We start from the raw sequence: 23953 nt of genomic DNA, 5'->3' as shown, positions 1-23953 counted from the left end.
TCGATGCCCCGCCGCGACCCCGTGTACCTCGACCACGCCGCCACGACGCCGCTGCGGCCCGAGGCGATCGACGCGATCACGGACGCGCTGCGGCTCGCGGGCAACCCGGCCTCGATCCACAGCACGGGCCAGCAGGCGAAGCGACGACTCGAGGAGTCGCGCGAGGAGGTCGCCGCGACGCTCGGAGCCGATCCCGTCGAGGTCGTGTTCACCGGCAGCGGGACCGAGGCCGTGAACCTCGCGATCAAGGGCCTCTTCTGGCGGCGCAGGGCCGAGGCGTCCGCCCGTCGGATCCTCATGCCGGGCGGCGAGCACCACGCGACGATCGACACGGTCGAGTGGCTCGCGGCGATGGAGGGCGCCGAGGTCGTCGAGCTGCCCCTCGACGCACTCGGGCGGCTGCGGATCGACGCGCTCGCCGCGGAGCTGGACCGCGACGCGGCATCCGTCGCCCTCGTCACGATGCTCTGGGCGAACAACGAGGTCGGCACGATCGAGCCGGTGCGGGAGGTCGCCGAGCTCTGCGCGCGGGCGGGCGTGCCACTCCACGTCGACGCGATCGCCGCATACGGCCACGTGCCGATCGACCTCCGTGCCATCCGTCGCGAGACCGCTGCGCCATCCGGCGCCGGGCTGGTGGCGATCAGCGTCTCGGCGCACAAGATCGGCGGGCCGGTCGGGATCGGCGCGCTCGTGCTCGACCGGTCGACCCGTATCGAGCCGCTCCTGCACGGCGGCGGCCAGCAGCGACGCATCCGGTCGGGCACGCAGGACGTCGCCGCGGCGGCCGGGTTCGCGGCGGCCGCCCGCGCGACGACCGAGCGGTCGGCGGCCGAGGACGAACGGATGTCGCGCCTGCGGGATCGGCTCGTCGCGGGAGTGGCGGCGGCCGCCCCCCACGCGCGGCTCTCGGGCGACCCCGATCCCGCCGGGAGGCTGCCCGGCAACGCGCACTTCTCCTTCCCCGGATGCGAAGGCGATTCGCTGCTGTTCCTGCTGGATGCCGCGGGCGTGGCCGTCTCGACCGGCTCGGCGTGCCAGGCCGGCGTGCCCGAACCCTCGCACGTGCTGCTCGCGATGGGCCGCACCGAGCCGGAGGCGCGCGGTGCCCTGCGGATCACGCTGGGGCGCACCACGACCGGTGCCGACGTCGACGCGTTCCTCGAAGCGCTCCCCGCCGCCGTCGAGCGGGCGACCCGAGCCGGCATGGCCGACCGGGTCACGAGCTTCGACCGCTGACTCCCGGCGGCGCCGGCGCTACGGCAGGAGCCGGAACAGGTACGCGAACGCCGGGCGGGTGTAGGCGATTCCGCGACCGCTGCGTCGGATGAGGTCGCGGTCGGCGGCGGCGGGATTCCTCGGCACGAGGTAGCCGTCCAACCCGCGCGTGTCGAGGCGATACCGGTCGTCGCGGTGGTGCACGGCCGCGACCAGCTCGAGATCGGGATCCAGCGCGGCGAGGCAGGCATCGCCATGGCTCGTGTTCGCCAGCAGCAGGCCGTGCGCGCGGAGATGGCGCCGGCAGTGGTCCCAGACCGGGCCCGCGTAGAGGGAGACGAGCAGGTCGAACGCGCCGTCCTCGAGCGGCAGGGGCGTGGTGTAGTCGGCCCGCAGGAACTCGACCCGGGCCGCCGATGCGCGCGTCGTCGGATGCGCGAGCTCCGCGCGGGCGAGCTCCGCGCGGAAGAGGTCTGAGTCGGCGAAGAAGCGCGCGGCGCGGCGGTCGGTGTCGACGTACGTGACCGACGGGATCGCCGTGGACGGCGAGAGGTCGAGGTAGGAGCCGGGATAGAGCGCCGCCTCGACATCCCAGGTCGAGGCGATCGCGGCGAACATCGTCGACCGGTCGCCGATCGACCTCCGATACGTCTCCCACGACGGCGCCGGCGCGGGAGTCACCCGCGCCTCCGCGGACGAGCTCGACGCCGGGGGCGTTCGCGCAGTCGGTGGTCCGTCACCTGCATCCGCCAACGCTATCGTCGCGGCGACGCGTCGGACCTCCGGGTGCGGCATCCGCTCAGGGGCCGTTTCGTAGACTGGAGCCCATGCGGGTCCTGGCAGCGATGAGCGGCGGCGTCGACAGCGCCGTCGCGGCCGCGCGCGCCGTCGAGGCGGGCCACGACGTGGTCGGCGTGCACCTCGCGCTCAGCCGCATGCCGGGCACCCTCCGCACGGGCAGCCGCGGCTGCTGCACGATCGAGGACTCGATGGACGCGCAGCGCGCCGCGAACGTCCTCGGCATCCCGTACTACGTGTGGGACTTCTCCGAGCGCTTCAAGGCCGACGTCGTCGACGACTTCATCGCCGAGTACGCCGCGGGCCGCACCCCCAACCCGTGCATGCGCTGCAACGAGCGCATCAAGTTCGCCGCCCTGCTCGAGAAGGCCCTCGCGCTCGGCTTCGACGCGGTCGCCACGGGGCACTACGCGAAGATCACGACGGATGCCGCGGGTCGCCGCGAGCTTCACCGCGCGAGCGCGGAGGCCAAGGACCAGTCGTACGTGCTGGGCGTGCTCACGGCCGAGCAGCTCGCGCACGCGTACTTCCCGCTCGGCGACACGCCCTCCAAGCAGCTCGTCCGCGAGGAGGCCGCGCGGCGCGGCCTCTCGGTCGCGCAGAAGCCCGATTCGTACGACATCTGCTTCATCTCCGACGGCGACACGAAGGGCTGGCTCGCCGAGAAGGTCGGCACCGCGCCCGGCGACATCGTCGACCGGTCGGGCGAGGTCGTCGGCGCGCACGAGGGCGCGCACGCGTACACGGTCGGGCAGCGCCGCGGGCTCCGGCTCGGCACCCCGGCCGCCGACGGCAAGCCGCGGTTCGTGCTCGAGGTGCGGCCCAAGGAGCGGACGGTCGTCGTCGGCCCGAAGGAGGCGCTCGCGGTCGCCGAGGTCGCCGGGTCCCGGTTCTCGTGGGCGGGCGCCGACCCCGTGGCATCCGGCCTCGTCGTCGCCGACGGCGACGCCTTCGACTGCGAGGTGCAGATCCGGGCGCACGCCGACCCGGTGCCCGCGGTCGCGAGGGTGGCGACGGATGCCTCCGGCTCCGCCGAGCTCGTGATCACGCCGGGCACGCCCCTCGACGGCGTCGCCCCCGGCCAGACGGCGGTCGTCTACGTCGGCACGCGCGTGCTCGGCCAGTGCACGATCGACCGCACCGTCAGCGCCGTCCCCATCGACGCCTGAGCGACCGCTGGGCGTTCGCTGGACGGCGCGAGCGCGCCATCCGGGCGTTTGTCAAGGCCTCCTCGCCCGCTTCGCACCCCGCGTAGGGTCGCAGGCGCGCCGAGGGGCATCCCCCTGCGGCGACGAGACGACGAGAGGGACCACACCATGAGCACCTCCACCGACCGACCCGGACACGATGCGAACCGCGACCCGCGCACGGGAACGACGCCGACCGACCGGCGCGTCGACGCCGACGGCGACGGCATCCGCGACGACCGGGAGGCCACGGCCGCCGACCGGACGGACGCCGACCGGACGGCTGACTCGCGGACGGCGGCCTACGACCGCAAGGTCGACGAGCGCGCCGCGGCATCTGAGCGCGCGGACGCCGTCCCGGCCGACCGCCGCCGCCCGGAGGACGAGCGCCCGGTCGCCGACCCGGCGGTGCGGGCGGCCGTCATCGACCGGGAGCGCGAGCGGTTCGGCGGCATCAAGTTCGGCGCCGCGTTCTTCGGCTGGCTCACCGCGCTCGGCCTCGGCGCACTCCTGACCGCATTCCTCGCCGGCACGGGCGCCGCACTCGGCCTCGGCAACGTCGGAGCCGCCGTCGACGACGCCGTCGCGGAGGACCCGCAGACGATCGGCGTCGTCGGCGCGATCGCGCTGCTGGTCGCGCTGTTCGTCGCGTACTTCGCAGGCGGCTACGTCGCCGGGCGGATGGCTCGCTTCAACGGGCTGAAGCAGGGCGTCGCGGTCTGGCTCTGGGCGATCGTGATGGCGGTCGTCGGCGCGGCGCTCGCCGCGCTCGCCGGCACCCGGTACGACGTGCTCGCGACGCTCAACACGTTCCCGCGCATCCCCGTCAACGAGGGCGAGCTCACGGTGGCCGGCATCGTCACGCTGGTGCTCCTCGTCGTCGTCACGCTCGGCGGCGCGGTCCTCGGGGGCAAGGCGGGCACCCGCTACCACCGGAAGGTCGACGCCGCCGGGTTCGGCGCGTAGTCGGGAGGTTCCACGACGATCGGGGCGCGCGGGGATCCGCGCGCCCCGATCCGCGTCCCCGCGAGCCGCCACCGGCACATCGCGCCGCGCGCCGCACTCCGCTGCGGCGACGTCGGCGGTGGCTTCTAGGATGACTCCGTGAGCGACATCCCCACCGAGTTCGACGACGCCCGCATCGAGTCCGAGGCGCTCCGCGAGCGCATCGATCGGTACCGGACGACGTACTACTCCGAGGGCGTGAGCCTCGTCAGCGACGCCGAGTACGACGCCGACTTCCACCGGCTCGAGGCCCTCGAGCGGGCGTTCCCGGAACTGGCCGGTCAGGACAGCCCGACGCAGCAGGTCGGTGCGGCGCTCGTCTCCGCCGGCTTCCCCTCGCACGAACACGCCGAGCGGATGCTGAGCCTCGACAACGTGTTCAGCCTCGACGAGTTCGCCGAGTGGGCGACGAAGGCGCAGGCCGCCGCAGGGCGGCCGGTCCACTGGCTCTCCGAACTCAAGATCGACGGACTCGCGATCAGCCTCGCCTATCGCGACGGCGTGCTCGAGACCGCGACGACGCGGGGCGACGGTCGCGTGGGCGAGGACATCACCGAGAACGTCGAGTTCATCCCCGCCATCCCGACGCGGCTCGACGGCACCGGGTTCCCCGAGTTCTTCGAGGTCCGCGGCGAGGTCTTCCTGCGTTCCGACGACTTCGAGGCGCTCAACGAGCGCCAGCACGCGCTTCAGGCCGAGTTCGCGGCCGAGCAGCGGGCGAAGGGGCGTGCGGAGGAGGCGATCCCCACGCGATTCCCCGAGTTCGCGAACGCCCGCAACACCGCAGCGGGCAGCCTGCGGCAGCGACGCGAGAACAAGACGCCCCAGCAGCTCGACCTCATGCGCGATCGACTCGGCCGTCTCGCGCTGTACCTCCACGGCATGGGCGCGTGGCAGGACCCGCCCGTGTCGAGCCAGTCCGAGATCTACGGGCTGCTCGCCGGATGGGGCCTTCCCGTGTCCCCGCACTCGCGGGTGCTCGACACGATCGACGCGGTCACCGCGTTCATCGCCGATCGCGGCGAGCACCGTCACGACGTCGAGCACGAGATCGACGGCATCGTCGTGAAGATCGACGAACTGGCGCTGCACGACGAACTCGGTGCGACGAGTCGCGCGCCGAGGTGGGCGATCGCGTACAAGTACCCGCCGGAGGAGGTGCACACGAAGCTCCTCGACATCCGCGTCGGCGTGGGCCGCACGGGTCGCGCGACGCCGTACGCGGTCATGGCGCCGGTGAAGGTCCAGGGGAGCACGGTCGAGCAGGCGACGCTCCACAACCAGGAGGTCGTGAAGGCCAAGGGCGTCCTGATCGGCGACACGGTGGTGCTGCGCAAGGCGGGCGACGTCATCCCCGAGATCCTCGGCGCGGTCGAGGAGCTCCGCGACGGCACCGAGCGCGAGTGGCGCATGCCGGAGCGCTGCCCCGAATGCGGGACGCCGTTGCGCCCCGCGAAGGAGGGCGACATCGACCTCCGCTGTCCGAACGCGCGCAGCTGCCCGGCGCAGGTGCGCGGCCGGGTCGAGCACATCGGCTCGCGGGGCGCACTCGACATCGAGGCGCTGGGCGAGGTCACGGCCGCCGCGCTCACCCAGCCCGTCGTCCCGTCGACGCCGCCCCTCGTGACCGAGGCGGGGCTCTTCGACCTCACGGTCGACGAACTCGTCCCGATCGAGGTCATCGTCCGCGACGCCGAGACCGGCGAACCGCGAACCGACCCCGTGACCGGCGAGGAGGTTCGACGAGCACCCTTCCAGAAGGTCCGGATCACCTACCCGCCCGGCAGCGAGCAGATGTCCGCCGCCGAACGGCGAGCGGCCGGAATCCGCAAGGATCACCGCGAACTGCTCCCGTCCGAGGCAGCCTCGAAGCTCCTCTCCGAGCTCGAGAAGGCGAAGACCAAGCCGCTCTGGCGGATCCTCGTCTCGCTCAACGTCCGCCACGTCGGCCCGGTCGCGGCGCGCGCGCTCGCCGACCACTTCGGTTCGCTCGACGCGATCCGAGCCGCGAGCCGCGAGGAACTCGCGGAGGTCGAGGGAGTCGGCGGGATCCTCGCCGACTCGCTCGTCGAGTGGTTCGGCGTCGACTGGCACCAGGAGATTGTCGATCGGTGGCAGGCCGCCGGCGTGCAGTTCACGACGCCCGGCCACCCCGGTCCCGGGCGTGCTGCGGAGGCGGGCGGCGTGCTCGCGGGGCTCACCGTGGTCGCCACCGGGAGCCTCGAGGGCTTCACGCGCGAGGGGGCGCAGGAGGCCATCATCGCGGCGGGCGGGAAGGCGGCCTCGAGCGTGTCGAAGAAGACCGACTTCGTGGCGGCCGGCCCGGGCGCCGGATCGAAGCTCGCGAAGGCCGAGGAGCTCGGCGTTCGAGTCATCGACGCCGCGCAGTTCGCGATCCTGGTGACGGAAGGACCCGACGCGCTCGTCGGGTGAGTGAGGAGGGCCGGTGCAGGCGGGGGATCACGACGAGCCTTCCGGCTCCGAGCGGCCGGACGACGCCGCCGGAACCACGCGCCGCGACTTCCTGCGGTACGGGGGCGTGGCCGGCGCGAGCGCCATCGTCGCCGGCGGGGGAGCCGCCGCGATCGCCGCCTCGGCGGGCCACTCGGCCGGCGTCGAGGCGGGCGCGGCCGGGCTCGCCCCACTGCCGTCGGCGCCGCCGACCCGCGCGAAGCCGGGCTTCGACCATCTCGTCGTCGTCATGGGCGAGAACCGTTCGTTCGACAACCTCCTCGGTTGGCTCTACGACCCCGATGAGCTTCCCGACGGGGCGAGGTTCGACGGACTCGCGTTCGGCGACTTCGCGAACTCGACCGCCGATGGCGAGCGCATCCCCGCCCACGTCTACGACGGCCCGACCGACGCGATCATGCGGCGCCCCGATCCCGACCCGGGCGAGGAGTACCCGCACGTCAACACGCAGCTGTTCGGCACCATCAGGCCCGCCTCGAACGCGACCGCCGAGATCGACGACATGACGGCCCCGTTCAACGCCCCGGATGCCGGCGCGACGCCGAGCATGGACGGGTTCGTCATCGACTACGCGAACCACGTCGAGCACCGTCGTCGTGACCCCGAGCACCGCGACATCCGCCAGATCATGGGCTCGTTCTCGTCCGAGATGCTCCCCGTCCTCTCGACGCTCGCGAGAGGGTTCGCGGTCTACGACGCCTGGCACTGCGCGGTGCCGTCCCAGACGTTCTGCAATCGGTCCTTCTTCCACGCCTCGACCTCGCACGGGTTCGTCACCAACCGCGGCGACGGCGGCTACCGCAAGTGGCTCGACGCCGTCGCCAGTCCCACGATCTTCAACCGGCTCGACGACGCGGGCCTCGACTGGCGGATCTACTTCGACGACCTCCAGCTCGTGTCGATGACCGGCGTGATCCACGCCCCGGCGCTCGAGCCGTTCTGGCGCACCGCCCACTTCGCGCCGATGTCCCAGTTCTGGAGCGACGTCGCCGACGGCAAGCTGCCGCCGTACAGCTTCGTCGAACCGCGCATGATCTTCGACCACAACGACTTCCACCCGCCGGTCGGCTGGCTTCGCGAGTCCGACGTCGACGGCGACGAGGTGGCCGACGGAGCGATCTCCGACGTGCGGGCCGGCGAGGCCCTCATCCACGCGATCTACTCCGCGATCCGCGAGAGCGCGGCGGACTCCGGCTCGAATGCGATGAACACCATGCTCCTCGTCACCTTCGACGAGCACGGCGGCACGTACGATCACGTGCCGCCGCCCGCCGCGACGCCGCCGAGCGCCGACGACGGCGCGGGCGAGATGGGCTTCACGTTCGACCGACTCGGATGCCGCGTCCCCGCCATCGCGATCTCGGCGTACACGGCCGAGGGCACCGTCATCCACGACCAGATGCACCACGGCTCGATCATCGCCACGCTGTGCGCAGCGCACGGCCTCGACCCGCTCACCGATCGGGACGACGGAGCGCCGACCATCGGGAACGCCGTGACCCTCGAGACGCCGAGGCATCCGCTCACGTGGCCGGCCACGACACCGCAGTACACGCCCCCGAACCCCGAGGCCGACCCGCCGCATCCGGGCGACGCGCGTCGCACGGCCCCGCTCAGCCCGCCCGCGAAGGGCCTGCTCGGCCTCCTCATCGCGAAGTACGGCGACGGCGAGAGCGAACCGCAGACCTATGGCGACGCGTACGAGTTGCTGCAGAGGTACGGCGTCGGCCTGTTCGGCGCGCCTCGATAGAATCGCTGCATCCCCATTCCCGGACGACGGAGCAGCATGTCTGAAATCAGCGCCGAGCAGGTCGCGCATCTCGCGAACCTCGCACGCATCGCGCTCACCGAGGAAGAGATCGAGCACCTCACGACGGAACTCGGCCAGATCATGCAGGCGGTCGAGAAGGTGAGCGAGGTGGCCACGCCCGACGTGGTGCCCACGAGCCACCCGATCCCCCTGCACAACCCGCTTCGGGAGGACGTGCCGACCGACGTGCTGAGCGTCGAGCAGGCGCTCTCGGGGGCGCCCGAGCACGACGGCACGCGCTTCGTGGTCTCGGCGATCCTGGGGGAGGAGCAGTGAGCGACCTGATCCGGCTGAGCGCCGCCGACCTCGCCGCGAAGCTCGCCTCCGGCGAGGTCTCGTCCGTCGAGGCGACCAAGGCCCACCTCGACCGCATCGCGGCCGTCGACGGCGCGGTGCACGCGTTCCTGCACGTCAACGCCGAGGCCCTCGAGACCGCCGCCGACGTCGACCGCCGTCGCGCGGCCGGCGAGGAGCTCGGCCCGCTCGCCGGCGTGCCGATCGCGATCAAGGACGTGCTCGTCACCGAGGGCATGCCGTCGACGTCGGGCTCGCGCATCCTCGAGGGCTGGATCCCCCCGTACGACGCGACGCCGGTGCGCAAGGTCCGTGAGGCCGGCATGGTGCCGCTCGGCAAGACCAACATGGACGAGTTCGCCATGGGCTCGTCGACCGAGCACTCCGCGTACGGCCCCACCCACAACCCGTGGGACCTCGATCGCATCCCCGGAGGTTCCGGCGGCGGCTCGGCCGCGGCGGTCGCGGCCTTCGAGGCGCCGCTCGCGCTCGGCAGCGACACCGGCGGCTCGATCCGCCAGCCCGCGCACGTCACCGGAACCGTGGGCACCAAGCCCACCTACGGCGGCGTCAGCCGGTACGGATCGATCGCGCTCGCCTCGTCGCTCGACCAGGTCGGCCCGGTGAGCCGCACCGTGCTCGACGCGGCGCTGCTGCACGACGTCATCGCCGGTCACGACCCGCACGACCAGACCTCGATCCCCGACGCGTGGCCGTCGATGGCCGACGCGGTTCGCCGGGCGGATGTCTCGGGCCTCCGCATCGGCGTCGTGAAGGAGCTCGACTCCGACGGCTTCCAGGCCGGCGTCCGCCAGCGCTTCCACGAGTCGCTCGAGCTGCTCGCCGCCAACGGCGCGGAGATCGTCGAGGTGAGCGCCCCGAACTTCGAGTACGCGATCGCCGCGTATTACCTGATCCTGCCCGCCGAGGCGTCCTCCAACCTCGCGAAGTTCGACTCGGTCCGCTTCGGCCTCCGCGTCGTCCCCGAGGGCGGCGGTACGGTCGAGGAGGTCATGGCGGCCACTCGCGAGGCGGGCTTCGGGCCCGAGGTCAAGCGGCGCATCATCCTCGGCACCTACGCCCTGTCCGCCGGCTACTACGACGCCTACTACGGCAGCGCCCAGAAGGTCCGCACGCTCGTGCAGCAGGACTTCGACGCCGCCTTCGCGCAGGTCGACGTGCTCGCGACGCCCACGGCCCCGACAACGGCCTTCAAGCTCGGCGAGAAGCTCGACGATCCGCTGTCGATGTACCTCAACGACGTCGCCACGATCCCCGCGAACCTCGCCGGCGTGCCCGGGATCTCGGTGCCCACCGGCCTCGCGCCGGAGGATGGCCTGCCGGTCGGCATCCAGTTCCTGGCGCCGGCGCGCGAGGACGCCCGCCTGTACAACGTCGGCGGAGCCCTCGAGGCGATCCTCGTCGACCGATGGGGCGGCCCGCTGCTCGCACAGGCGCCCGACCTGTCCACCCACCAACTCATGGCGACCGAGGAGGGCGTGGTCTGATGGCGCGCGCGGCACTGATGGACTTCGACGAGGCACTCGAACGCTTCGAGCCGGTGATCGGCCTCGAGGTGCACGTCGAACTCAACACGAAGACGAAGATGTTCTCGTCGGCGCCGAACCCGGCCAACGACGAGTTCCACGGCGCTGAGCCGAACACGCTCGTCGCGCCGGTCGACATGGGCCTGCCGGGCTCGCTCCCGGCCGTCAACGCCACGGCGGTGCGGTACTCGATCTCGCTCGGGCTCGCCCTGGGCTGCGGGATCGCGCCCTCGAGCCGGTTCGCGCGGAAGAACTACTTCTACCCCGACCTCGGCAAGAACTACCAGATCTCCCAGTACGACGAGCCGATCGCGTTCGAGGGCTCGGTCGAGGTCGAGCTCGAGAACGGCCGCACCTTCGAGGTCGCCATCGAGCGCGCCCACATGGAGGAGGACGCCGGCAAGCTCACGCACGTCGGCTCGACGGGTCGCATCCACGGCGCCGAGTACTCGCTCGTCGACTACAACCGGGCGGGCGTCCCGCTCGTCGAGATCGTGACGAAGCCGATCGTGGGGGCCGGGGCGGATGCCCCGGCGCTCGCCCGCGCGTACGTCGCGACGATCCGCGACATCGTCCTCTCCCTCGGCATCTCCGAGGCGCGCATGGAGCGGGGCAACCTCCGCTGCGACGCGAACGTCTCGCTCCGTCCGAAGGGCCAGGAGAAGTTCGGCACGCGCACCGAGACGAAGAACGTCAACTCGATGCGCTCGGTCGAGCGGGCGGTCCGATACGAGATCCAGCGCCAGGCGGCGATCCTCGCCGACGGCGGCTCGATCACGCAGGAGACCCGGCACTGGCACGAGGACACCGGCACGACGAGCCCCGGCCGTCCGAAGTCCGACGCCGACGACTACCGGTACTTCCCCGAGCCCGACCTGCTCCCGGTCGTGCCCGACCCCGCGGTGATCGAGGAACTCCGCGCCGCACTGCCCGAGCCGCCCGCGGCGCGTCGCCGCCGCCTGAAGGCGGAGTGGGGCTTCACCGACCTCGAGTTCCAGGACGTCGCGAACGGCGGGCTCCTGAACGAGGTCGCCGCGACCATCGACGCGGGTGCGACCCCCGCCGCCGCCCGCAAGTGGTGGACGGGCGAGCTCACCCGTCTCGCGAACGCGCAGGGCGCGGATGCCGCGGGCCTCGCCGAGCCGGCGCACGTCGCCGAGTTGGCGGCGCTCGTCGAGGAGGGCACGCTCACCGACCGCCTGGCCCGCCAGGTGCTCGAGGGCGTCGTCGCCGGCGAGGGCTCGCCGCGCGAGATCGTCGACGCTCGCGGCCTCGCGGTCGTCTCCGACGACGGTGCGCTCATCGCCGCGATCGACGAGGCGCTCGCCGCCCAGCCCGACGTGCTCGCCAAGATCCGCGACGGCAAGGTGCAGGCCGCGGGCGCGGTCATCGGCGCGGTCATGAAGGCCATGCAGGGCAAGGCCGACGCGGCCCGTGTGCGCGAGCTCGTGCTCGAGCGGGCGGCCGCCGACAGCTAGGTCGACCCCGTCGACGGATGCCGCGGCGCGCGGGATGACGCCGCGGCATCCGTCGTCTCACAGCCCGCTCGTGGCGGGCGCCACCAGCCTGAACCTCCCCGACCCACTTGCGAGGACACATGGGATTCCTGGACCGGCTCTTCGGCACGGACGACCGCACCCCACGACCGGCGCCGCCCGTGCCGCAGGCGCGCCGCCCGAGCGAGGACGAGCTCGCGGTCGAGCGCTACCGCTACCTGCTGCGCACCGCACCGCCCGAGTCGATCGAGGCGGTGCACGCCGAGGCGTTCGCGAAGCTCACGCCCGAGCAGCGGCAGCAGGTGTTCCGCTCCCTCGCCGAGCAGGCGCCCGAGGGGGAGCGGATCGTCTCAGACGACCCGAGCGCGCTCGCGCGCGCGGCGACGCGGCAGGAGCTGCGTCAGCCGGGGTCGATGGAACGCGCGTTCGCCGGCGCCCAGGGCGGGCCGGCGAACGGGTCGAGCGCCGGCGCCCAGGGCGGGCCGGCGAACGGGTCGAGCGCCGGCGTCCGCGGCGCTGGTCCGTCGTTCGGGTCGATGGTCGGCAGCTCGATGCTCGGCACGATCGCCGGCGTCGTGATCGGCTCGGCGATCGCGCAGTCGTTCCTGCCCGATCCGTCGGCGTTCGACGCGTCCGGTGCGACGGATGGCGGCGCCGAGGCCGGGGCCGACGCCGGGGCTGACCCGGGCGTCGATGCCGGATCGGTCGACGCCGCCGGCGCAGGCGATGCGGGCGGCGACTGGGGCGGCTTCGGCGACTTCGGCGGTGGCGACTCGGGCGGCGGCGACTTCGGCGACTTCGGGTTCTGACCCGGGTGTCGGCGGCGAGCGCTAGGGTCGCGGAGTGAGCAAGCAGGACGGCTCGTCCAGGCAGGTGACGACCGGGCCGGTCGACGACTCGGCGACCCCGATCCTGCACGTCGACATGGATGCGTTCTTCGTGTCCGTCGAGCTGCTGAGCCGTCCCGAGCTCCGCGGCAAGCCGGTGCTCGTCGGCGGCACCGCCGGTCGCGGCGTCGTCGCGGCCGCGAGCTACGAGGCCCGGCGCTTCGGCGTGAACTCGGCGATGCCGATGTCGGTCGCGCTGCAGCGGTGCCCGAATGCGATCGTGCTCCGCGGCGACTACCGTCGCTACTCCGAGTACTCGGAGCGGGTGATGACGATCTTCCGCGAGCTCACGCCCCTCGTCGAGCCGCTGTCGATCGACGAGGCGTTCCTCGACGTGTCGGGGGCACGGCGCCTGCACGGCAGCCCTGCCGAGATCGCCTGGACGATCCGCCGACGCGTGCGCGACGAGACCGGCCTCACCTGCTCGGTCGGGGTCGCCGCGAGCAAGTACGTCGCGAAGGTCGCCTCATCGCGCGCCAAGCCCGACGGCATGCTCGTCGTGCCCGCCGCCGAGACGACCGCGTTCCTGCACCCGCTGCCCGTCTCGGCGCTGTGGGGCGTCGGTCGCGTGACCGAGGAGTCGCTCCTGAAGCTCGGCCTCCGCACCGTCGGCGACGTGGCCGAGATGCCCGAGGAGGCGCTCGCCCGGGCGGTCGGTCCGGCGCTCGCGTCCCGCCTGACCCGACTCGCGAACGGGATCGACCCGCGCGACGTCGAGACGCGACGCGTCGAGAAGAGCATCGGGCACGAGACGACGTTCCACCACGATCTCGTCGCACACGACGAGATCGCACGCGAACTGCTGCGCCTGGCGACCGATGTCGGCGTCCGCCTGCGTCGCGCGGGAATGCTCGCACGAACGGTCACGCTGAAGCTCAGGTACGGCGACTTCACGACGGTCACTCGGTCTCGCACGCTCGCGGAGCCGACCGACGTCGCCCGGCGGATCTACGAGGAGGCGCTGGTGCCGCTCGGCGACCTCGTCGGCGACGGGCGCCGCGTCCGGCTCATCGGCGTGCGCGCCGAGCACCTGCGCCCCGCCGGAGACGGTGCGCCGCTCTGGGACCCGGATGAGGAGTGGCGCGACGCCGAGCGGACGATCGACGAGGTCGTCCGCCGGTTCGGTCGCGGCGCCGTCCGCCCCGCGGCCCTGGTCCGGCCCGCCGCGGAGTCGGCGGCGCCGACCGTCCGCGATGCTCCGGCCGACGAGGAGCCGCCCCAGGGGCCGCGTTCGTTCTGGTGACGCGAGCGGTCGGCCGAACGCGATGCACCGGCGTGTGAACGTGGCGTTCCGGCATCCGTCAACGCCCTTCCGGGCGCCGGGTCGCGCCGGTAGCGTGGCCGCATGGCTGATTTCGTTCTCGAGCTCGCAGACAAGGTCGCCGGCGTCGGCGTCCGCACCTCCTACGCCGACAAGGTCGAGATCGGCGGTGCTGAGGTCGTGCCGGTGGCGCTCGGCGCCTACGGGTTCGGCGGAGGTGCCGGCACCGACGACGAGCAGAATGAGGGCTCGGGCGGCGGTGGCGGCGGATGGTCGGTGCCGCTCGGCGCCTACGTCGGTCGCGGCGGCGACGTCCGCTTCGAACCGAACGTCCTCGGTCTCCTCATCGTCTCGATCCCGCTCGTCGTCGTCACCGGGAAGGCGCTGCGGATGGTGATCCGCGCGCTGAAGAAGTAGCGACGGCCGCGGCATCCGCCCACCCCTCGCGAGGGCTCCCAGCGTCACGGACGATCGGGGCCCTCGCGGCGCGCGTATACTCGTGCTCGAACACGGGAGTCCGGTGAGCCGGGCTGAGAGGAAGGTTCTCCAACCTTCGACCGTCGAACCTGATCTGGGTCATGCCAGCGCAGGGAGGGCATCCATCTCAATTCCCGTGCCGCTTTCCATGAGACGAAAGGGCACGACAGTGCACGAGACATCCACCGACCAGAACCCCACGGCCGGCACCAGCGGCGAGCGCGAGCCTGCGGCATCCCGCAGCACCCGCTGGCGGGTCGTCGACATCGTCGTCGCGAGCGTGATCGGCGTCGCGACGGGACTGGTCTTCCTCTTCTGGAACAACGTCGGGTACGCGTGGTTCAGCGCCGCCGACGCCCTCACCCCGGGTCTCGGCGGCGTCGCGGTCGGCATCTGGCTGATCGGCGGCGTGCTCGGTGGGCTCATCATCCGCAAGCCGGGCGCCGCGCTCTACGTCGAGCTCCTGGCGGCGATCGTCTCGGCGCTCGTCGGCAACCAGTGGGGCATCGAGACGATCTACTCCGGCCTCGCGCAGGGCCTCGGCGCCGAACTGGTCTTCCTCGCGACCGGCTACCGCCGGTTCGGCGTCGTCACCGCGATGCTCGCAGGGGCGGCGGCGGGTGCCGCGGCCTGGGTCCTCGAGCTGTTCCTCTCGGGCAACCTGCAGAAGTCGGCCGAGTTCCTCGCGCTCTACTTCGGCACCGTGGTGGTCTCCGGCGCCGTCCTCGCAGGGCTCCTCGGGTGGATCGTGGTCCGCGCGCTGGCCGCGACCGGCGCGCTCGGCCGGTTCGGCGCCGGACGGGACGTGACCGGGCGGGTCTGACCCGTGCACGGTGCACCGGAGGCCGTCGGCCCCGCCCGCGTGGAGGCCACGGGGTGGGGCTGGCGGCACGCGGGCCGCCGACGTTCGGCGCTGCAGGGCATCGACCTCCGCATCCACCCGGGGGAGCGGGTGCTCCTGCTCGGTCCCTCGGGGTCGGGCAAGTCCACCCTGCTGCACGGGCTGGCGGGCGTGCTCGGCGGCGACGACGAAGGCGAGCACCACGGCCGCCTGCTGCTCGACGGCCGGCCGCCGGCCGATGCGCGCGGCCGTGCCGGACTCGTGCTGCAGGACCCCGATTCCCAGGTGATCCTCGCGCGCGTCGGCGACGACGTCGCGTTCGGCTGCGAGAACCTCGGAATCCCGCGCGAGGAGATCTGGGCGCGCGTGGGCGAGGCGATCGAGGCGGTCGGACTCGGCCTGCCGCTCGACCACCCCACGTCGCGGTTGTCGGGCGGCCAGAAGCAGCGGATGGCGCTCGCCGGCGCGATCGCGATGCGTCCCGGCCTGCTCCTGCTCGACGAACCCACCGCGAACCTCGATCCCGCCGGCGTCGCCGAGGTCCGGGACGCGGTCGCGCGGGTGCTCGATCGGACCGGCGCGACGCTGGTCGTCGTCGAGCACCGGGTCGATGTGTGGCTCGACCTCGTCGACCGTGCGGTCGTCCTCGGCGCCGATGGTCGGCTGCTCGCCGACGGGTCGCCGTCGGTCGTGCTCGAGTCCCGGCGCGAGGCGCTCGCGGCGGCCGGAGTGTGGGTTCCGGGCGTGCCGCTCGAGGTGCCCGAAGCGGATGCCGCCCCGCGCGGCGCCGGCCCCGCCCTCTCGACCGAGGCGCTCGCCATCGGGCGCCCGCGCGGCGCCCTGCTGCACGACGGGCTCGACCTCGTGGTTCCGGAGGCATCCTCCACGGTGCTCACGGGGCCGAACGGCGCAGGCAAGTCGACGCTCGCGCTGACGCTGGGGGGACTGCTCGCGCCGCGCGAGGGGCGCGTCGTCGCGGCACCGCGGCTCGCGCGCGGGATCGGGGACGCGCCGGTCCGCTGGCGCTCGCGCGAGCTGCTCTCGCGGATCGGCACGGTCTTCCAGGAGCCCGAGCACCAGTTCGTCGCCGCGACGGTGCGCGACGAGGTGGCGGTCGCGCCGCGCGCGCTCGGGCTCGCGCACTCCGAGGTCGATGTCCGGGTCGACGAGGTCCTCCAGCGTCTCCGCCTCGACCACCTCGCCGCCGCCAACCCGTTCACCCTCTCGGGCGGCGAGGCGCGGCGGCTCACGGTCGGCGCCGTGCTCGCGACGCGACCGGGCGCGGTGATCCTCGACGAGCCGACGTTCGGCCAGGACCGGCTCGGCTGGGTCGAACTCGTCCGGCTGCTGCACGAGCTCGTCCGCGAGGGCACGACGCTGTTGTCCGTGACGCACGACGCGGCCTTCATCGCATCGCTCGGCGCGCACCGCCTCCGACTCGAGGCGCAGCCGTCGGCGGCCTCCGCGGCCGGGGCCCGGAACGGACGCGCATGAGTGCCATCGACGTGCCCGAAGCGACGACCTCCGCTCCGACCCTGCGCTTCGTCGACCGGGTGAACCCGGCCACGCGCCTCGCCGCGGCGATGGTGCTGACGACTCCGCTCCTCTTCACGGTCGATTGGGTGAGCGCCGCGATCGCGCTCGGCATCCAGCTCGTGCTCTTCACGCTCGCGGGCGTCACTCCCGCCCTCCTCGTTCGGCGCGCCTGGCCCGTGCTCGTCGCCGCGCCGCTCGCCGGCATGAGCATGCTCCTCTACGGCCGACCGTCGGGCACCGTCCACTGGGAGTTCTGGCTGGCGAAGGTCACCGACGGATCGATCGAACTCGCGGTCGCGGTGACCCTCCGCGTGCTCGCGATCGGGTTGCCCGCGGCACTCCTGTTCCTCCGCGTCGATCCGACCGACCTCGCCGACGGGCTCGCCCAGGTGTGGCGGCTGCCCGCGCGCTTCGTGCTCGGTGCGCTGGCCGCGACGCGCCTGGTCGGACTCTTCGTCGAGGACTGGCGCGCCATGTCGCTCGCGAGGCGCGCGCGGGGGATCGGCGATCACGGTGCGGTGCGCCGCGCGGCGACGATGGCGTTCGCGCTGCTCGTGCTCGCGATCCGGCGCGGGTCGAAGCTCGCGACCGCGATGGAGGCGCGCGGGTTCGGCGCCGACACGCCGCGGACGTGGGCGCGTCCATCGAGCGTCGGCGCAGCCGACGCGGCGCTCCTCGTGATCGCCGCCGCGGTCGCGGCGGCGGCGATCGCCGGTGCCGTCTGGGCCGGCACCTACCACCCGGTGTGGGCGTGAACGCCGAGGGTGCGCTCGCACTCCGCCCCGGCATCGACGCGGTGCTCCGTGCCATGCGTGCGCGGCGGCATCCGCTCATCCTGGTCGACGGGCCGAGCGGCGCAGGCAAGAGCACCTTCGCGGCGGCGTTGGTCGCCGAATGGCCGGGGTGGCCGCCCGCACTCGTGCGCGTCGACGAGGCGATTCCCGGATGGCGGGGCCTCCGCCGCGGCGCTGCCGCACTCGGTCCCCGGCTCGTGCGCCCGCACGGGGCGGGGACCGTCGGCGCGGTCGACCGGTGGGATTGGCTCTCCGATCGACCCGGTCGCGTCGTGCGCCTGCGACCCGGCCGAGCGCTCGTCCTCGAAGGGTGCGGGGCGTTCCTCGCGGGCCGCGATGCGACCGACGCCATCCGGATCTGGGTCGACGCTCCCGACGTCACGCGCCGCGAGCGCGCACTCGCCCGCGACGCCGGCGCGTTCGACGACTTCTGGGCCGAGTGGGAGTCGGACTGGCGACGCTATCGGCGCCAGTCCGGGGCGGAGCGGCGACCGGCGATCCGGGTGCGACTGCGCGACTGATCCGCGCGGATGCTGTGCCGGGGACGCGGCCGGGACTACGCTCGGCACATGGGTGATGCGACGTATGTGGCGGAGTTCATCGACGGCCCGCTCGAAGGCGACTTCGAGCAGCGGGCCCTCGTCCGCGGCGAGCCGGAGAAGCGGGTCGGCATGGTCGCCGCCGTCGACGGGCTCGAGTCCTTGTTCTGGTACGACGCCGTCGAGCAGAGGGACGTCGGAGGGCAGCTCCGGGTCCGTTTCCGCTTCGACGCCGCCGACTCCGACCCCGTCGAATCCGACGAGGAGAACGACTGACTCAGTCGCCCTCGAGGAATGCGCCGATCAGCTCGCCCGGGTGGGTGAGACGCCAGATCGGACCCGGGTCGGCGATCGACGCGTCGAGTTCGAGCGCCGAGCTCACCTCGCGTCCGCCGATCGCGACCGTGACCGTGCCGACCTGACGCCCGGCGGGTGAGGTCGCGAAGGGCGCGACATCGATGCTCGCGTCCTCCGCCGTCGCTCCGAAGGCGGCGTCCGTTCGCCCCGCGGTCGCGATGAGCTTCGCGCGGTCGCCCCATGCCGAGGCGACCTCGCCGTAGCTCGCCCCGGCGACGATGACCTCGAGCGGCTCGGATGCCGCCTGCATCGCCTCGACCGCGGCCAGCACCGCGGGATCGAGGGTGTCGTAGTCGTCGACGCCCGTCATCGCACCGACCATGGTGCGACGCTCGTCACCGGAGCGGAGCTCGGCGGTCCAGACGAACGTGATGGCCGCCTCGTCGGTGAAGCTCCGGCTGATCGCTCGGATGCCGTCGCCGTCGAGGTGCGCGATGGCATCGGGGATCCGCCGGTCGTCGGTCGGCGTCGGGGCGCCCGAGGTGCCGTCGAACATCGTGCCGAGCGCGGGTTCCGCGAGCACCATCGCGGCGAGGCGCGTGAGCTCCGTCGCGGTCCCGACGTCGCCGCCCGAGAGTCCGGTGGCGTCCACCACCGAGGTCGACGCGAAGTCGTGTTCCGCGAGCCACTCGTCGGCCGCCGCGACGTACGCGTCGACGCTGCCGAACGCCCACCTCGCGAGGGTGTCGGCGTGGTTGTTGCTCGACGCGAGGACGACCGCGCGGACGACGTCGCGCTCGCTCCAGGTCTCGCCCGGCGAGACCTGGAGTGCCCGCGACCCCTCGCCGGAGTATCGGAGGTAGTCGGAGTAGTCCTCCGGCCCGATCCGGATCCCGGGGCCGTCGTCATCGGTCGCGATGGGAAGCGTGTCGAGCACCACCAGCGCGGTGACGAGCTTCGCCGCACCGCCGATCGGCGAGGGCTCGTCGTCGGCGGAGGCCGCGACGAGCGAGGCGGAGCCGTCGTCATCGACGAATGCGACCGCCGAGGCGTCCTCCGCGGGGAGGGCGACCGACGTCGTCGCCGGTGCGGTCGCCTGCTCCGTGTCGACGCGGACCTGGACGTCGGGAAGCGGACCCAGGAGCATCGCCGGGCCATACACGCCGATGCCGAGGATCGCGAGCGCGCCGACGGCGATGCCGACGACGCGTCCGGGGGAGGGGCTCATGCGAATCAGGCTAGCGCGACCGGGGTCACGCCCAGCCGAGCTCGTGGAGCCGGTCGTCGTCGATGCCGTAGAAATGCGCGATCTCGTGGACGAGCGTCACGTGGATCTCGTCGCGGAGTTCGTCCTCCGTGTCGGCGATGGCGAGCAGCGGCTCGCGGTAGAGCACGATGCGGTCGGGCATCTCGCCGAAGCCGTACCGGTCGCGTTCGGTCAGCGACACGCCCTCGTAGATCCCGAGGAGGTCGAGCGAGCCGTCCTCCGGGCGGTCTTCGACGACGAACACGACGTTCTCGAGGCCGTCGACCATGTCGTCGGGCAGCTCGTCGAGTTCATCGACCACGAGCCGTTCGAACGCCTCGGCGTCGAGTTCCACGAGCGGCTCCGATCTGGAGGCGATTTGGGGTGAGTAACGGGGCTTGAACCCGCGACCTCCTGGACCACAACCAGGCGCTCTACCGACTGAGCTATACCCACCATGGCCGCCTCGTTCGCACGAGCGGCAACCCTACGAGATTACACCACGTTCGAGGTGCTCGTTGACACCGCGGTGCCTTCGCCGACCACGTCGGCGGCGATGGCTTGGAGTTCCTGGCTGGTCGGCCCGGGATCGGCGACGAACACCGCCCGACGGTAGTACTGCAGTTCGCGGATCGACTCGAGGATGTCGGCGAGCGCACGGTGCCCGCCATCCTTCGCCGGAGCGTTGAAGTAGGCGCGCGGGTACCAGCGCTTGGCGAGTTCCTTGATCGAGGACACGTCGACGTTGCGGTAGTGCAGGTGCGCGTCGAGCCGCGGCATGTACCGGCTGATGAATGCACGATCGGTGCCGATCGAGTTGCCCGCGAGCGGGGCCCGCTGCTCGTCGGGAACGTGCTTCAACACGTACTCGAGCACCTGGTACTCGGCGTCGGCCACGGACACGCCGTTCGGGATCTCCTCGATGAGGCCGGACTGCGTGTGCATCGCACGCACGAAGTCGCCCATCGACTCGAGCGCGCTCGCATCGGGCTTGATGACGATGTCGAGGCCCTCGTCGACCGGCTCGAGGTCGTAGTCGGTGATCACGACCGCGATCTCGACCAGTTCGTCGACCTCGAGGTCGAGCCCCGTCATCTCGCAGTCGATCCAGACCAGTCGGTCGCTCGAGGATGCCATGCGGTGAGTCTAGCCGCGAGCGCCGACACGGCACCGCGTCCCATGCCCGCGGGACGTCCGGGGCGCTGCGGTATCGTGGTGGCGATCGGCCCTCGTAGCTCAGCGGATAGAGCAGGAGCCTTCTAATCTCTTGGTCGCAGGTTCGATTCCTGCCGAGGGCGCCGAGACCCGCTCCGGGCGATCGCGATCGCGACGAGCGGGAAGAGCAGCAGCGAGAGCAGGCCCGCGCCGACGAGCGCCGAGGCCGTTCCCGAGTCCATGTCCCCGTCCTCGACGCCGATCGTGGTCACCGCGACGATGATCGGCAGGCCCGTCGCACCGAACAGCCCGGTCGAGAGCCGGTCGCGCACGCTCGATCCGGGCGGGGCGAGCACCGCCGAGGGCACGCCGCGGATGACGAGCAGCAGCGCGGTGAAGAGGGGCAGCATCAGGAGCGTGCGGGCATCCTCGACGAGCGCCTCGACGTCGAACGTGACCCCCGTGTAGATGAAGAAGATCGGAACGAAGACGCCGAACCCGATGCCGTCGAGCTTCACCTCGATGGTGCGGCGATCCGGTTCGGGCGCTCCGTCGAGCAGGAGCCGGGCGATCACCCCCGCGGCGAACGCGCCGAGCAGCATGTCGAGGTCGAGCACGATCGAGAGCCCGACGAGCGCGAGCATGACGAGGATGACGAGCCGGATCGCGAACTGCCCGCTCGTATGAAGGGTCGCGGTGATCGCCGCGTGCAGTCGGCGGCCGTCGCCCCTCGACGCGCGCCAGATCGCCACTCCGGTGATCGCGGCGAAGGCGACGAGCACGATCGCCGCGTGCAGCGGCGACCGCCCGGAGAGGAAGAGCGAGATGGCGATGAGCGGCAGGAACTCTCCCGCCGCGCCGATCGCGAGCACGGAGACGCCGAACGGCGTCCGCAGCATGCCGGCGTCCCTGAGGATCGGCAGGAGCGCGCCGAGCGCAGTCGAGGTGAGCGCGATGCCGATGAACACCGCTCCGGCGTCGGGGTCCACGAACCAGCCGGCGGCGAGGCCGAGCACGATCGAGATCGCCCAGCCGAGGCTCGCGCGGACGAGCGGACGACCCCGGATGGCCTCGAAGTCGATCTCCTGGCCGGCGAGGAAGAAGAGCATGGCCAGCCCGAAGTCGGAGATCAGCTCGATGAACGGGTCGGGCTGCACCCAGCCGAGCGCCGACGGGCCGAGCACGATGCCCAGCACGATCTCGAAGATGACGACGGGGATCGCGATCCACCGACCGAAGGTCCTGGTGGCGAGGGGCGCGAGTGCGGCGATCGCCGGGATGAGCACGAGCGTGGGTACGTCGACCTGCACGAGGCCCCCCTTCGTCGTGGGAATGCTATCCGACGTCGCGTCCGCTGCCGGCGAGCGGCGGATGCGTCATCCGCCCGTCACACGCGTGTCGTATCGTCGTGGCATGCGCGACCTCCAGGCACGGATCATCGAAGAACTGCACGTCGAGGCCTCCATCGACCCGGCCGAACAGGTCCGCCGGCGCGTGGACTTCCTCAAGGCCTACCTCGCGGCGTCCGGCGCGAACGGGCTCGTCCTCGGCATCAGCGGCGGCCAGGACTCCTCGCTCGCCGGGCGGCTCTGCCAGCTCGCGGTGGAGGAGCTCTCCGCCGAGGGGCGGACGGCGCGATTCATCGCCGTCCGGCTGCCGTACGCCGTGCAGCGCGATGCGGCCGACGCCGAGCTCGCACTCGAGTTCATCAGGCCGTCCGAGACGATCGAGTTCAACATCAAGGGCGGCGTCGACGGACTCGCGGCCGATTTCGAGGCCGCCGTGGGCGGTCCGGTCAGCGACTTCGGCAAGGGCAACGTCAAGGCGCGCATGCGGATGGTGGCCCAGTACGCGCTCGCAGGTGAGGGCGGGCTCCTCGTCGTCGGCACCGACCACGCGGCCGAGGCCGTCACGGGCTTCTTCACCAAGTTCGGGGACGGCGGCGCCGACCTCCTGCCGTTGTCCGGGCTCACCAAGCGCCAGGGGCGGGCCATCCTCGAGCACCTCGGTGCGCCCGATCGCCTCTACCTGAAGACGCCGACGGCCGACCTGCTCGACCACGATCCCGGGCAGGCCGACGAGACCAACCTCGGGTTGACGTACCGCGACATCGACGACTTCCTCGAGGGCCGCGACATCGACGACTCGGTCGCCGAGCGGATCGAGGCCCGCTTCCTGCAGACACGACACAAGCGCGCCGAGCCCGTGACGATGTTCGATGGCTGGTGGCGCGCCTGACGCGCCGCCGCGGGTGAGGGTGAGGCGCGGGCCCGAAGAGGCGGCCCGAGCGAACCGGGGTGAGTCGAGCCGGCGTCAGTCGCGCTGGGCGACCGCGCGGCGGTCGGTGTCGGCGTCGGCGACGTCATCGGCCGCGGGTGCCGGGGCAGTCGCCACCGGTTGCGTCGACTCGTCCTCGACGAGCGGGGCCTGCGTGTACCGCTCGTGGTGCTGCTCGGCGACCCAGGTGTCCTGCTCGGCGGCGAGTTCCTGCACGGGCTCGTCGCGCTGCAGGCGCCACCGCTCGAGGTCGTTGCGGAAGTCGCGACGGGTCCGCGACGGGCGCCGCTGCCATTCGAGCATGCGCTCGCGGAACTCGGCGACCGCGGGGTCGAGCTGGTAGCCGAAGGTCGCCGAGGCGCGCTTGAGTTCGTGCAACTGGTGGGCCGCCCAGTCGGCGGCGACGTCGGCGCCGCGCAGCGGCAGGAGGCGGACCTGGATGTCGGCCTGGCCGACGGCGCGGTCGGCGAGGATCTGCTCCTGCGGGGTGAGCGAGTTCCACACGGACGCCTCGGTCGCGGCGTCGATGAGCGTCGCGATCGCGGCGCGGCGGAGCTCCCGGTCGCGCTGCCGGATGAGGCCGCGTACGGCGGACCGTGCGATCCACGCTGAGAGCACCCCGGAGACGAGGACCGAGACGAACACGACGCCGGCCGTGAACAGCACGGGACGGTTCTCGTCCGAGAGGAGCCAGGCGACGAAGTCATTCCACCACTGCATGAGCGCAGGCTAGCGCTGCGGGGCGGGGGGGGGGGGGGGCCCCCCCCCCCCCCCCGCCGGCCCCCCCCCCCCCCCCCCGGGGGGGGGGCCCCCCCC

23 protein-coding genes, 2 tRNA genes and 1 riboswitch are annotated in these 23953 nt (G+C 72.6%); of the genes, 18 read left to right on the top strand and 7 right to left on the bottom strand.

The window, feature by feature from the left end; all coding sequences use genetic code 11:
* Nucleotides 1-3: 3 nt before the first annotated feature.
* On the top strand, nt 4-1239 hold the full coding sequence (locus ACSJD1_RS12810; RefSeq protein WP_438855680.1) for a cysteine desulfurase family protein: 1236 nt from the start codon (nt 4-6) through the stop codon (nt 1237-1239).
* An 18-nt stretch (nt 1240-1257) separates the two neighbouring features.
* Here the strand turns inward: ACSJD1_RS12810 and ACSJD1_RS12805 are convergent, their stop codons facing one another.
* Nucleotides 1258-1899: a hypothetical protein gene (locus tag ACSJD1_RS12805; protein ID WP_438855679.1), complete on the bottom strand. Its 642-nt coding sequence runs from the start codon at nt 1897-1899 to the stop codon at nt 1258-1260.
* Between the two features lie 146 nt (nt 1900-2045).
* On the opposite strand from ACSJD1_RS12805, the gene mnmA reads away from it, so the two are divergent.
* The 15 genes from mnmA to ACSJD1_RS12730 all read left to right on the top strand — a co-directional run bounded on the left by mnmA (nt 2046) and on the right by ACSJD1_RS12730 (nt 18438).
* A complete protein-coding gene (gene mnmA / locus ACSJD1_RS12800) occupies nt 2046-3185 on the top strand; it encodes a tRNA 2-thiouridine(34) synthase MnmA (protein WP_438855678.1) in 1140 nt (379 codons plus the stop codon).
* A gap of 147 nt (nt 3186-3332) precedes the next feature.
* The gene (locus ACSJD1_RS12795) at nt 3333-4169 is read left to right on the top strand and encodes a hypothetical protein (protein ID WP_438855677.1); all 837 of its coding nucleotides are present in this window, start codon (nt 3333-3335) and stop codon (nt 4167-4169) included.
* 138 nt (nt 4170-4307) lie between these two features.
* On the top strand, nt 4308-6641 hold the full coding sequence (gene ligA, locus ACSJD1_RS12790) for an NAD-dependent DNA ligase LigA (RefSeq protein WP_438855676.1): 2334 nt from the start codon (nt 4308-4310) through the stop codon (nt 6639-6641).
* 13 nt (nt 6642-6654) lie between these two features.
* On the top strand, nt 6655-8430 hold the full coding sequence (locus tag ACSJD1_RS12785) for an alkaline phosphatase family protein (protein ID WP_438855675.1): 1776 nt from the start codon (nt 6655-6657) through the stop codon (nt 8428-8430).
* Between the two features lie 36 nt (nt 8431-8466).
* Nucleotides 8467-8766, top strand: coding sequence for an Asp-tRNA(Asn)/Glu-tRNA(Gln) amidotransferase subunit GatC (gene gatC / locus ACSJD1_RS12780; protein WP_154347605.1), 300 nt, complete (start codon nt 8467-8469; stop codon nt 8764-8766).
* Nucleotides 8763-10292 (top strand): Asp-tRNA(Asn)/Glu-tRNA(Gln) amidotransferase subunit GatA, encoded by a 1530-nt coding sequence (gene gatA / locus ACSJD1_RS12775; RefSeq protein ID WP_438855674.1) that lies wholly within the window; start codon nt 8763-8765, stop codon nt 10290-10292. Before gatC ends, gatA begins: the two co-directional genes overlap by 4 nt.
* Nucleotides 10292-11809 carry an Asp-tRNA(Asn)/Glu-tRNA(Gln) amidotransferase subunit GatB gene (gene gatB, locus ACSJD1_RS12770; protein WP_438855673.1) on the top strand — a complete coding sequence of 506 codons (1518 nt, stop codon included), beginning with the start codon at nt 10292-10294 and terminating at the stop codon, nt 11807-11809. The genes gatA and gatB overlap by 1 nt, the downstream gene beginning before the upstream one ends.
* A gap of 119 nt (nt 11810-11928) precedes the next feature.
* Nucleotides 11929-12636 carry a hypothetical protein gene (locus tag ACSJD1_RS12765; protein ID WP_438855672.1) on the top strand — a complete coding sequence of 236 codons (708 nt, stop codon included), beginning with the start codon at nt 11929-11931 and terminating at the stop codon, nt 12634-12636.
* Nucleotides 12637-12670: 34 nt separating this feature from the next.
* Nucleotides 12671-13957 (top strand): DNA polymerase IV, encoded by a 1287-nt coding sequence (locus ACSJD1_RS12760; RefSeq protein ID WP_438855671.1) that lies wholly within the window; start codon nt 12671-12673, stop codon nt 13955-13957.
* Between the two features lie 102 nt (nt 13958-14059).
* Entirely contained in the window at nt 14060-14392 is a 333-nt protein-coding gene (locus ACSJD1_RS12755) for a hypothetical protein (RefSeq protein ID WP_155843359.1), read from the top strand.
* An 82-nt stretch (nt 14393-14474) separates the two neighbouring features.
* Nucleotides 14475-14585, top strand: a riboswitch (TPP riboswitch).
* A 15-nt stretch (nt 14586-14600) separates the two neighbouring features.
* Nucleotides 14601-15275 (top strand): ECF transporter S component, encoded by a 675-nt coding sequence (locus tag ACSJD1_RS12750; RefSeq protein ID WP_438855670.1) that lies wholly within the window; start codon nt 14601-14603, stop codon nt 15273-15275.
* Between the two features lie 3 nt (nt 15276-15278).
* Nucleotides 15279-16787, top strand: coding sequence for an ABC transporter ATP-binding protein (locus ACSJD1_RS12745; protein ID WP_438855669.1), 1509 nt, complete (start codon nt 15279-15281; stop codon nt 16785-16787).
* Nucleotides 16784-17584, top strand: coding sequence for an energy-coupling factor transporter transmembrane component T family protein (locus tag ACSJD1_RS12740; protein ID WP_438855668.1), 801 nt, complete (start codon nt 16784-16786; stop codon nt 17582-17584). Before ACSJD1_RS12745 ends, ACSJD1_RS12740 begins: the two co-directional genes overlap by 4 nt.
* Nucleotides 17581-18144 carry a nucleoside/nucleotide kinase family protein gene (locus ACSJD1_RS12735; protein WP_438855667.1) on the top strand — a complete coding sequence of 188 codons (564 nt, stop codon included), beginning with the start codon at nt 17581-17583 and terminating at the stop codon, nt 18142-18144. The genes ACSJD1_RS12740 and ACSJD1_RS12735 overlap by 4 nt, the downstream gene beginning before the upstream one ends.
* Before the next feature lie 48 nt (nt 18145-18192).
* Entirely contained in the window at nt 18193-18438 is a 246-nt protein-coding gene (locus ACSJD1_RS12730) for a hypothetical protein (protein ID WP_353814284.1), read from the top strand.
* Between the two features lies 1 nt (nt 18439).
* Here the strand turns inward: ACSJD1_RS12730 and ACSJD1_RS12725 are convergent, their stop codons facing one another.
* The 4 genes from ACSJD1_RS12725 to orn all read right to left on the bottom strand — a co-directional run bounded on the left by ACSJD1_RS12725 (nt 18440) and on the right by orn (nt 20842).
* Nucleotides 18440-19687, bottom strand: coding sequence for a D-alanyl-D-alanine carboxypeptidase family protein (locus ACSJD1_RS12725; RefSeq protein ID WP_438855666.1), 1248 nt, complete (start codon nt 19685-19687; stop codon nt 18440-18442).
* A 25-nt stretch (nt 19688-19712) separates the two neighbouring features.
* Entirely contained in the window at nt 19713-20060 is a 348-nt protein-coding gene (locus ACSJD1_RS12720; RefSeq protein WP_438855665.1) for a metallopeptidase family protein, read from the bottom strand.
* Between the two features lie 25 nt (nt 20061-20085).
* Nucleotides 20086-20161, bottom strand: a tRNA-His gene (locus tag ACSJD1_RS12715).
* Nucleotides 20162-20200: 39 nt separating this feature from the next.
* Entirely contained in the window at nt 20201-20842 is a 642-nt protein-coding gene (gene orn / locus ACSJD1_RS12710) for an oligoribonuclease (protein ID WP_438855664.1), read from the bottom strand.
* 88 nt (nt 20843-20930) lie between these two features.
* Here orn and ACSJD1_RS12705 point away from each other — a divergent pair.
* A tRNA-Arg gene (locus tag ACSJD1_RS12705) sits at nt 20931-21003 on the top strand.
* Here the strand turns inward: ACSJD1_RS12705 and ACSJD1_RS12700 are convergent.
* Nucleotides 20965-22146, bottom strand: a complete 1182-nt coding sequence (locus ACSJD1_RS12700) for a cation:proton antiporter (RefSeq protein ID WP_438855777.1) — start codon at nt 22144-22146, stop codon at nt 20965-20967. The genes ACSJD1_RS12705 and ACSJD1_RS12700 overlap by 39 nt on opposite strands.
* Nucleotides 22147-22273: 127 nt before the next feature.
* Here ACSJD1_RS12700 and nadE point away from each other — a divergent pair, with 127 nt between their 5' ends.
* Entirely contained in the window at nt 22274-23098 is an 825-nt protein-coding gene (gene nadE / locus ACSJD1_RS12695; protein ID WP_438855663.1) for an ammonia-dependent NAD(+) synthetase, read from the top strand.
* Between the two features lie 75 nt (nt 23099-23173).
* On the opposite strand, the gene ACSJD1_RS12690 is transcribed toward nadE, so the two are convergent.
* Nucleotides 23174-23857: a cation:proton antiporter gene (locus tag ACSJD1_RS12690; protein WP_438855662.1), complete on the bottom strand. Its 684-nt coding sequence runs from the start codon at nt 23855-23857 to the stop codon at nt 23174-23176.
* Nucleotides 23858-23953 lie beyond the last annotated feature (96 nt).

Origin of the sequence: Agromyces excoecariae (assembly GCF_051715505.1) — a bacterium.
Lineage (GTDB): Bacteria > Actinomycetota > Actinomycetes > Actinomycetales > Microbacteriaceae > Agromyces.
The sequence above is the reverse complement of the archived record's forward strand: the minus strand, read 5'-3'. Positions and strand labels throughout refer to the sequence as shown.

Coding starts and splice junctions, on each gene's coding strand:
- ACSJD1_RS12690 (WP_438855662.1), bottom strand. CDS start 23,857: ATGCAGTGGTGGAATGACTTCGTCGCCTGGCTCCTCTCGGACGAGAAC.
- ACSJD1_RS12725 (WP_438855666.1), bottom strand. CDS start 19,687: ATGAGCCCCTCCCCCGGACGCGTCGTCGGCATCGCCGTCGGCGCGCTC.
- ACSJD1_RS12765 (WP_438855672.1), top strand. CDS start 11,929: ATGGGATTCCTGGACCGGCTCTTCGGCACGGACGACCGCACCCCACGA.
- mnmA (WP_438855678.1), top strand. CDS start 2,046: ATGCGGGTCCTGGCAGCGATGAGCGGCGGCGTCGACAGCGCCGTCGCG.
- gatC (WP_154347605.1), top strand. CDS start 8,467: ATGTCTGAAATCAGCGCCGAGCAGGTCGCGCATCTCGCGAACCTCGCA.
- gatB (WP_438855673.1), top strand. CDS start 10,292: ATGGCGCGCGCGGCACTGATGGACTTCGACGAGGCACTCGAACGCTTC.
- ACSJD1_RS12730 (WP_353814284.1), top strand. CDS start 18,193: ATGGGTGATGCGACGTATGTGGCGGAGTTCATCGACGGCCCGCTCGAA.
- ACSJD1_RS12810 (WP_438855680.1), top strand. CDS start 4: ATGCCCCGCCGCGACCCCGTGTACCTCGACCACGCCGCCACGACGCCG.
- ACSJD1_RS12740 (WP_438855668.1), top strand. CDS start 16,784: ATGAGTGCCATCGACGTGCCCGAAGCGACGACCTCCGCTCCGACCCTG.
- nadE (WP_438855663.1), top strand. CDS start 22,274: ATGCGCGACCTCCAGGCACGGATCATCGAAGAACTGCACGTCGAGGCC.
- ACSJD1_RS12755 (WP_155843359.1), top strand. CDS start 14,060: ATGGCTGATTTCGTTCTCGAGCTCGCAGACAAGGTCGCCGGCGTCGGC.
- orn (WP_438855664.1), bottom strand. CDS start 20,842: ATGGCATCCTCGAGCGACCGACTGGTCTGGATCGACTGCGAGATGACG.
- ACSJD1_RS12750 (WP_438855670.1), top strand. CDS start 14,601: ATGAGACGAAAGGGCACGACAGTGCACGAGACATCCACCGACCAGAAC.
- ACSJD1_RS12795 (WP_438855677.1), top strand. CDS start 3,333: ATGAGCACCTCCACCGACCGACCCGGACACGATGCGAACCGCGACCCG.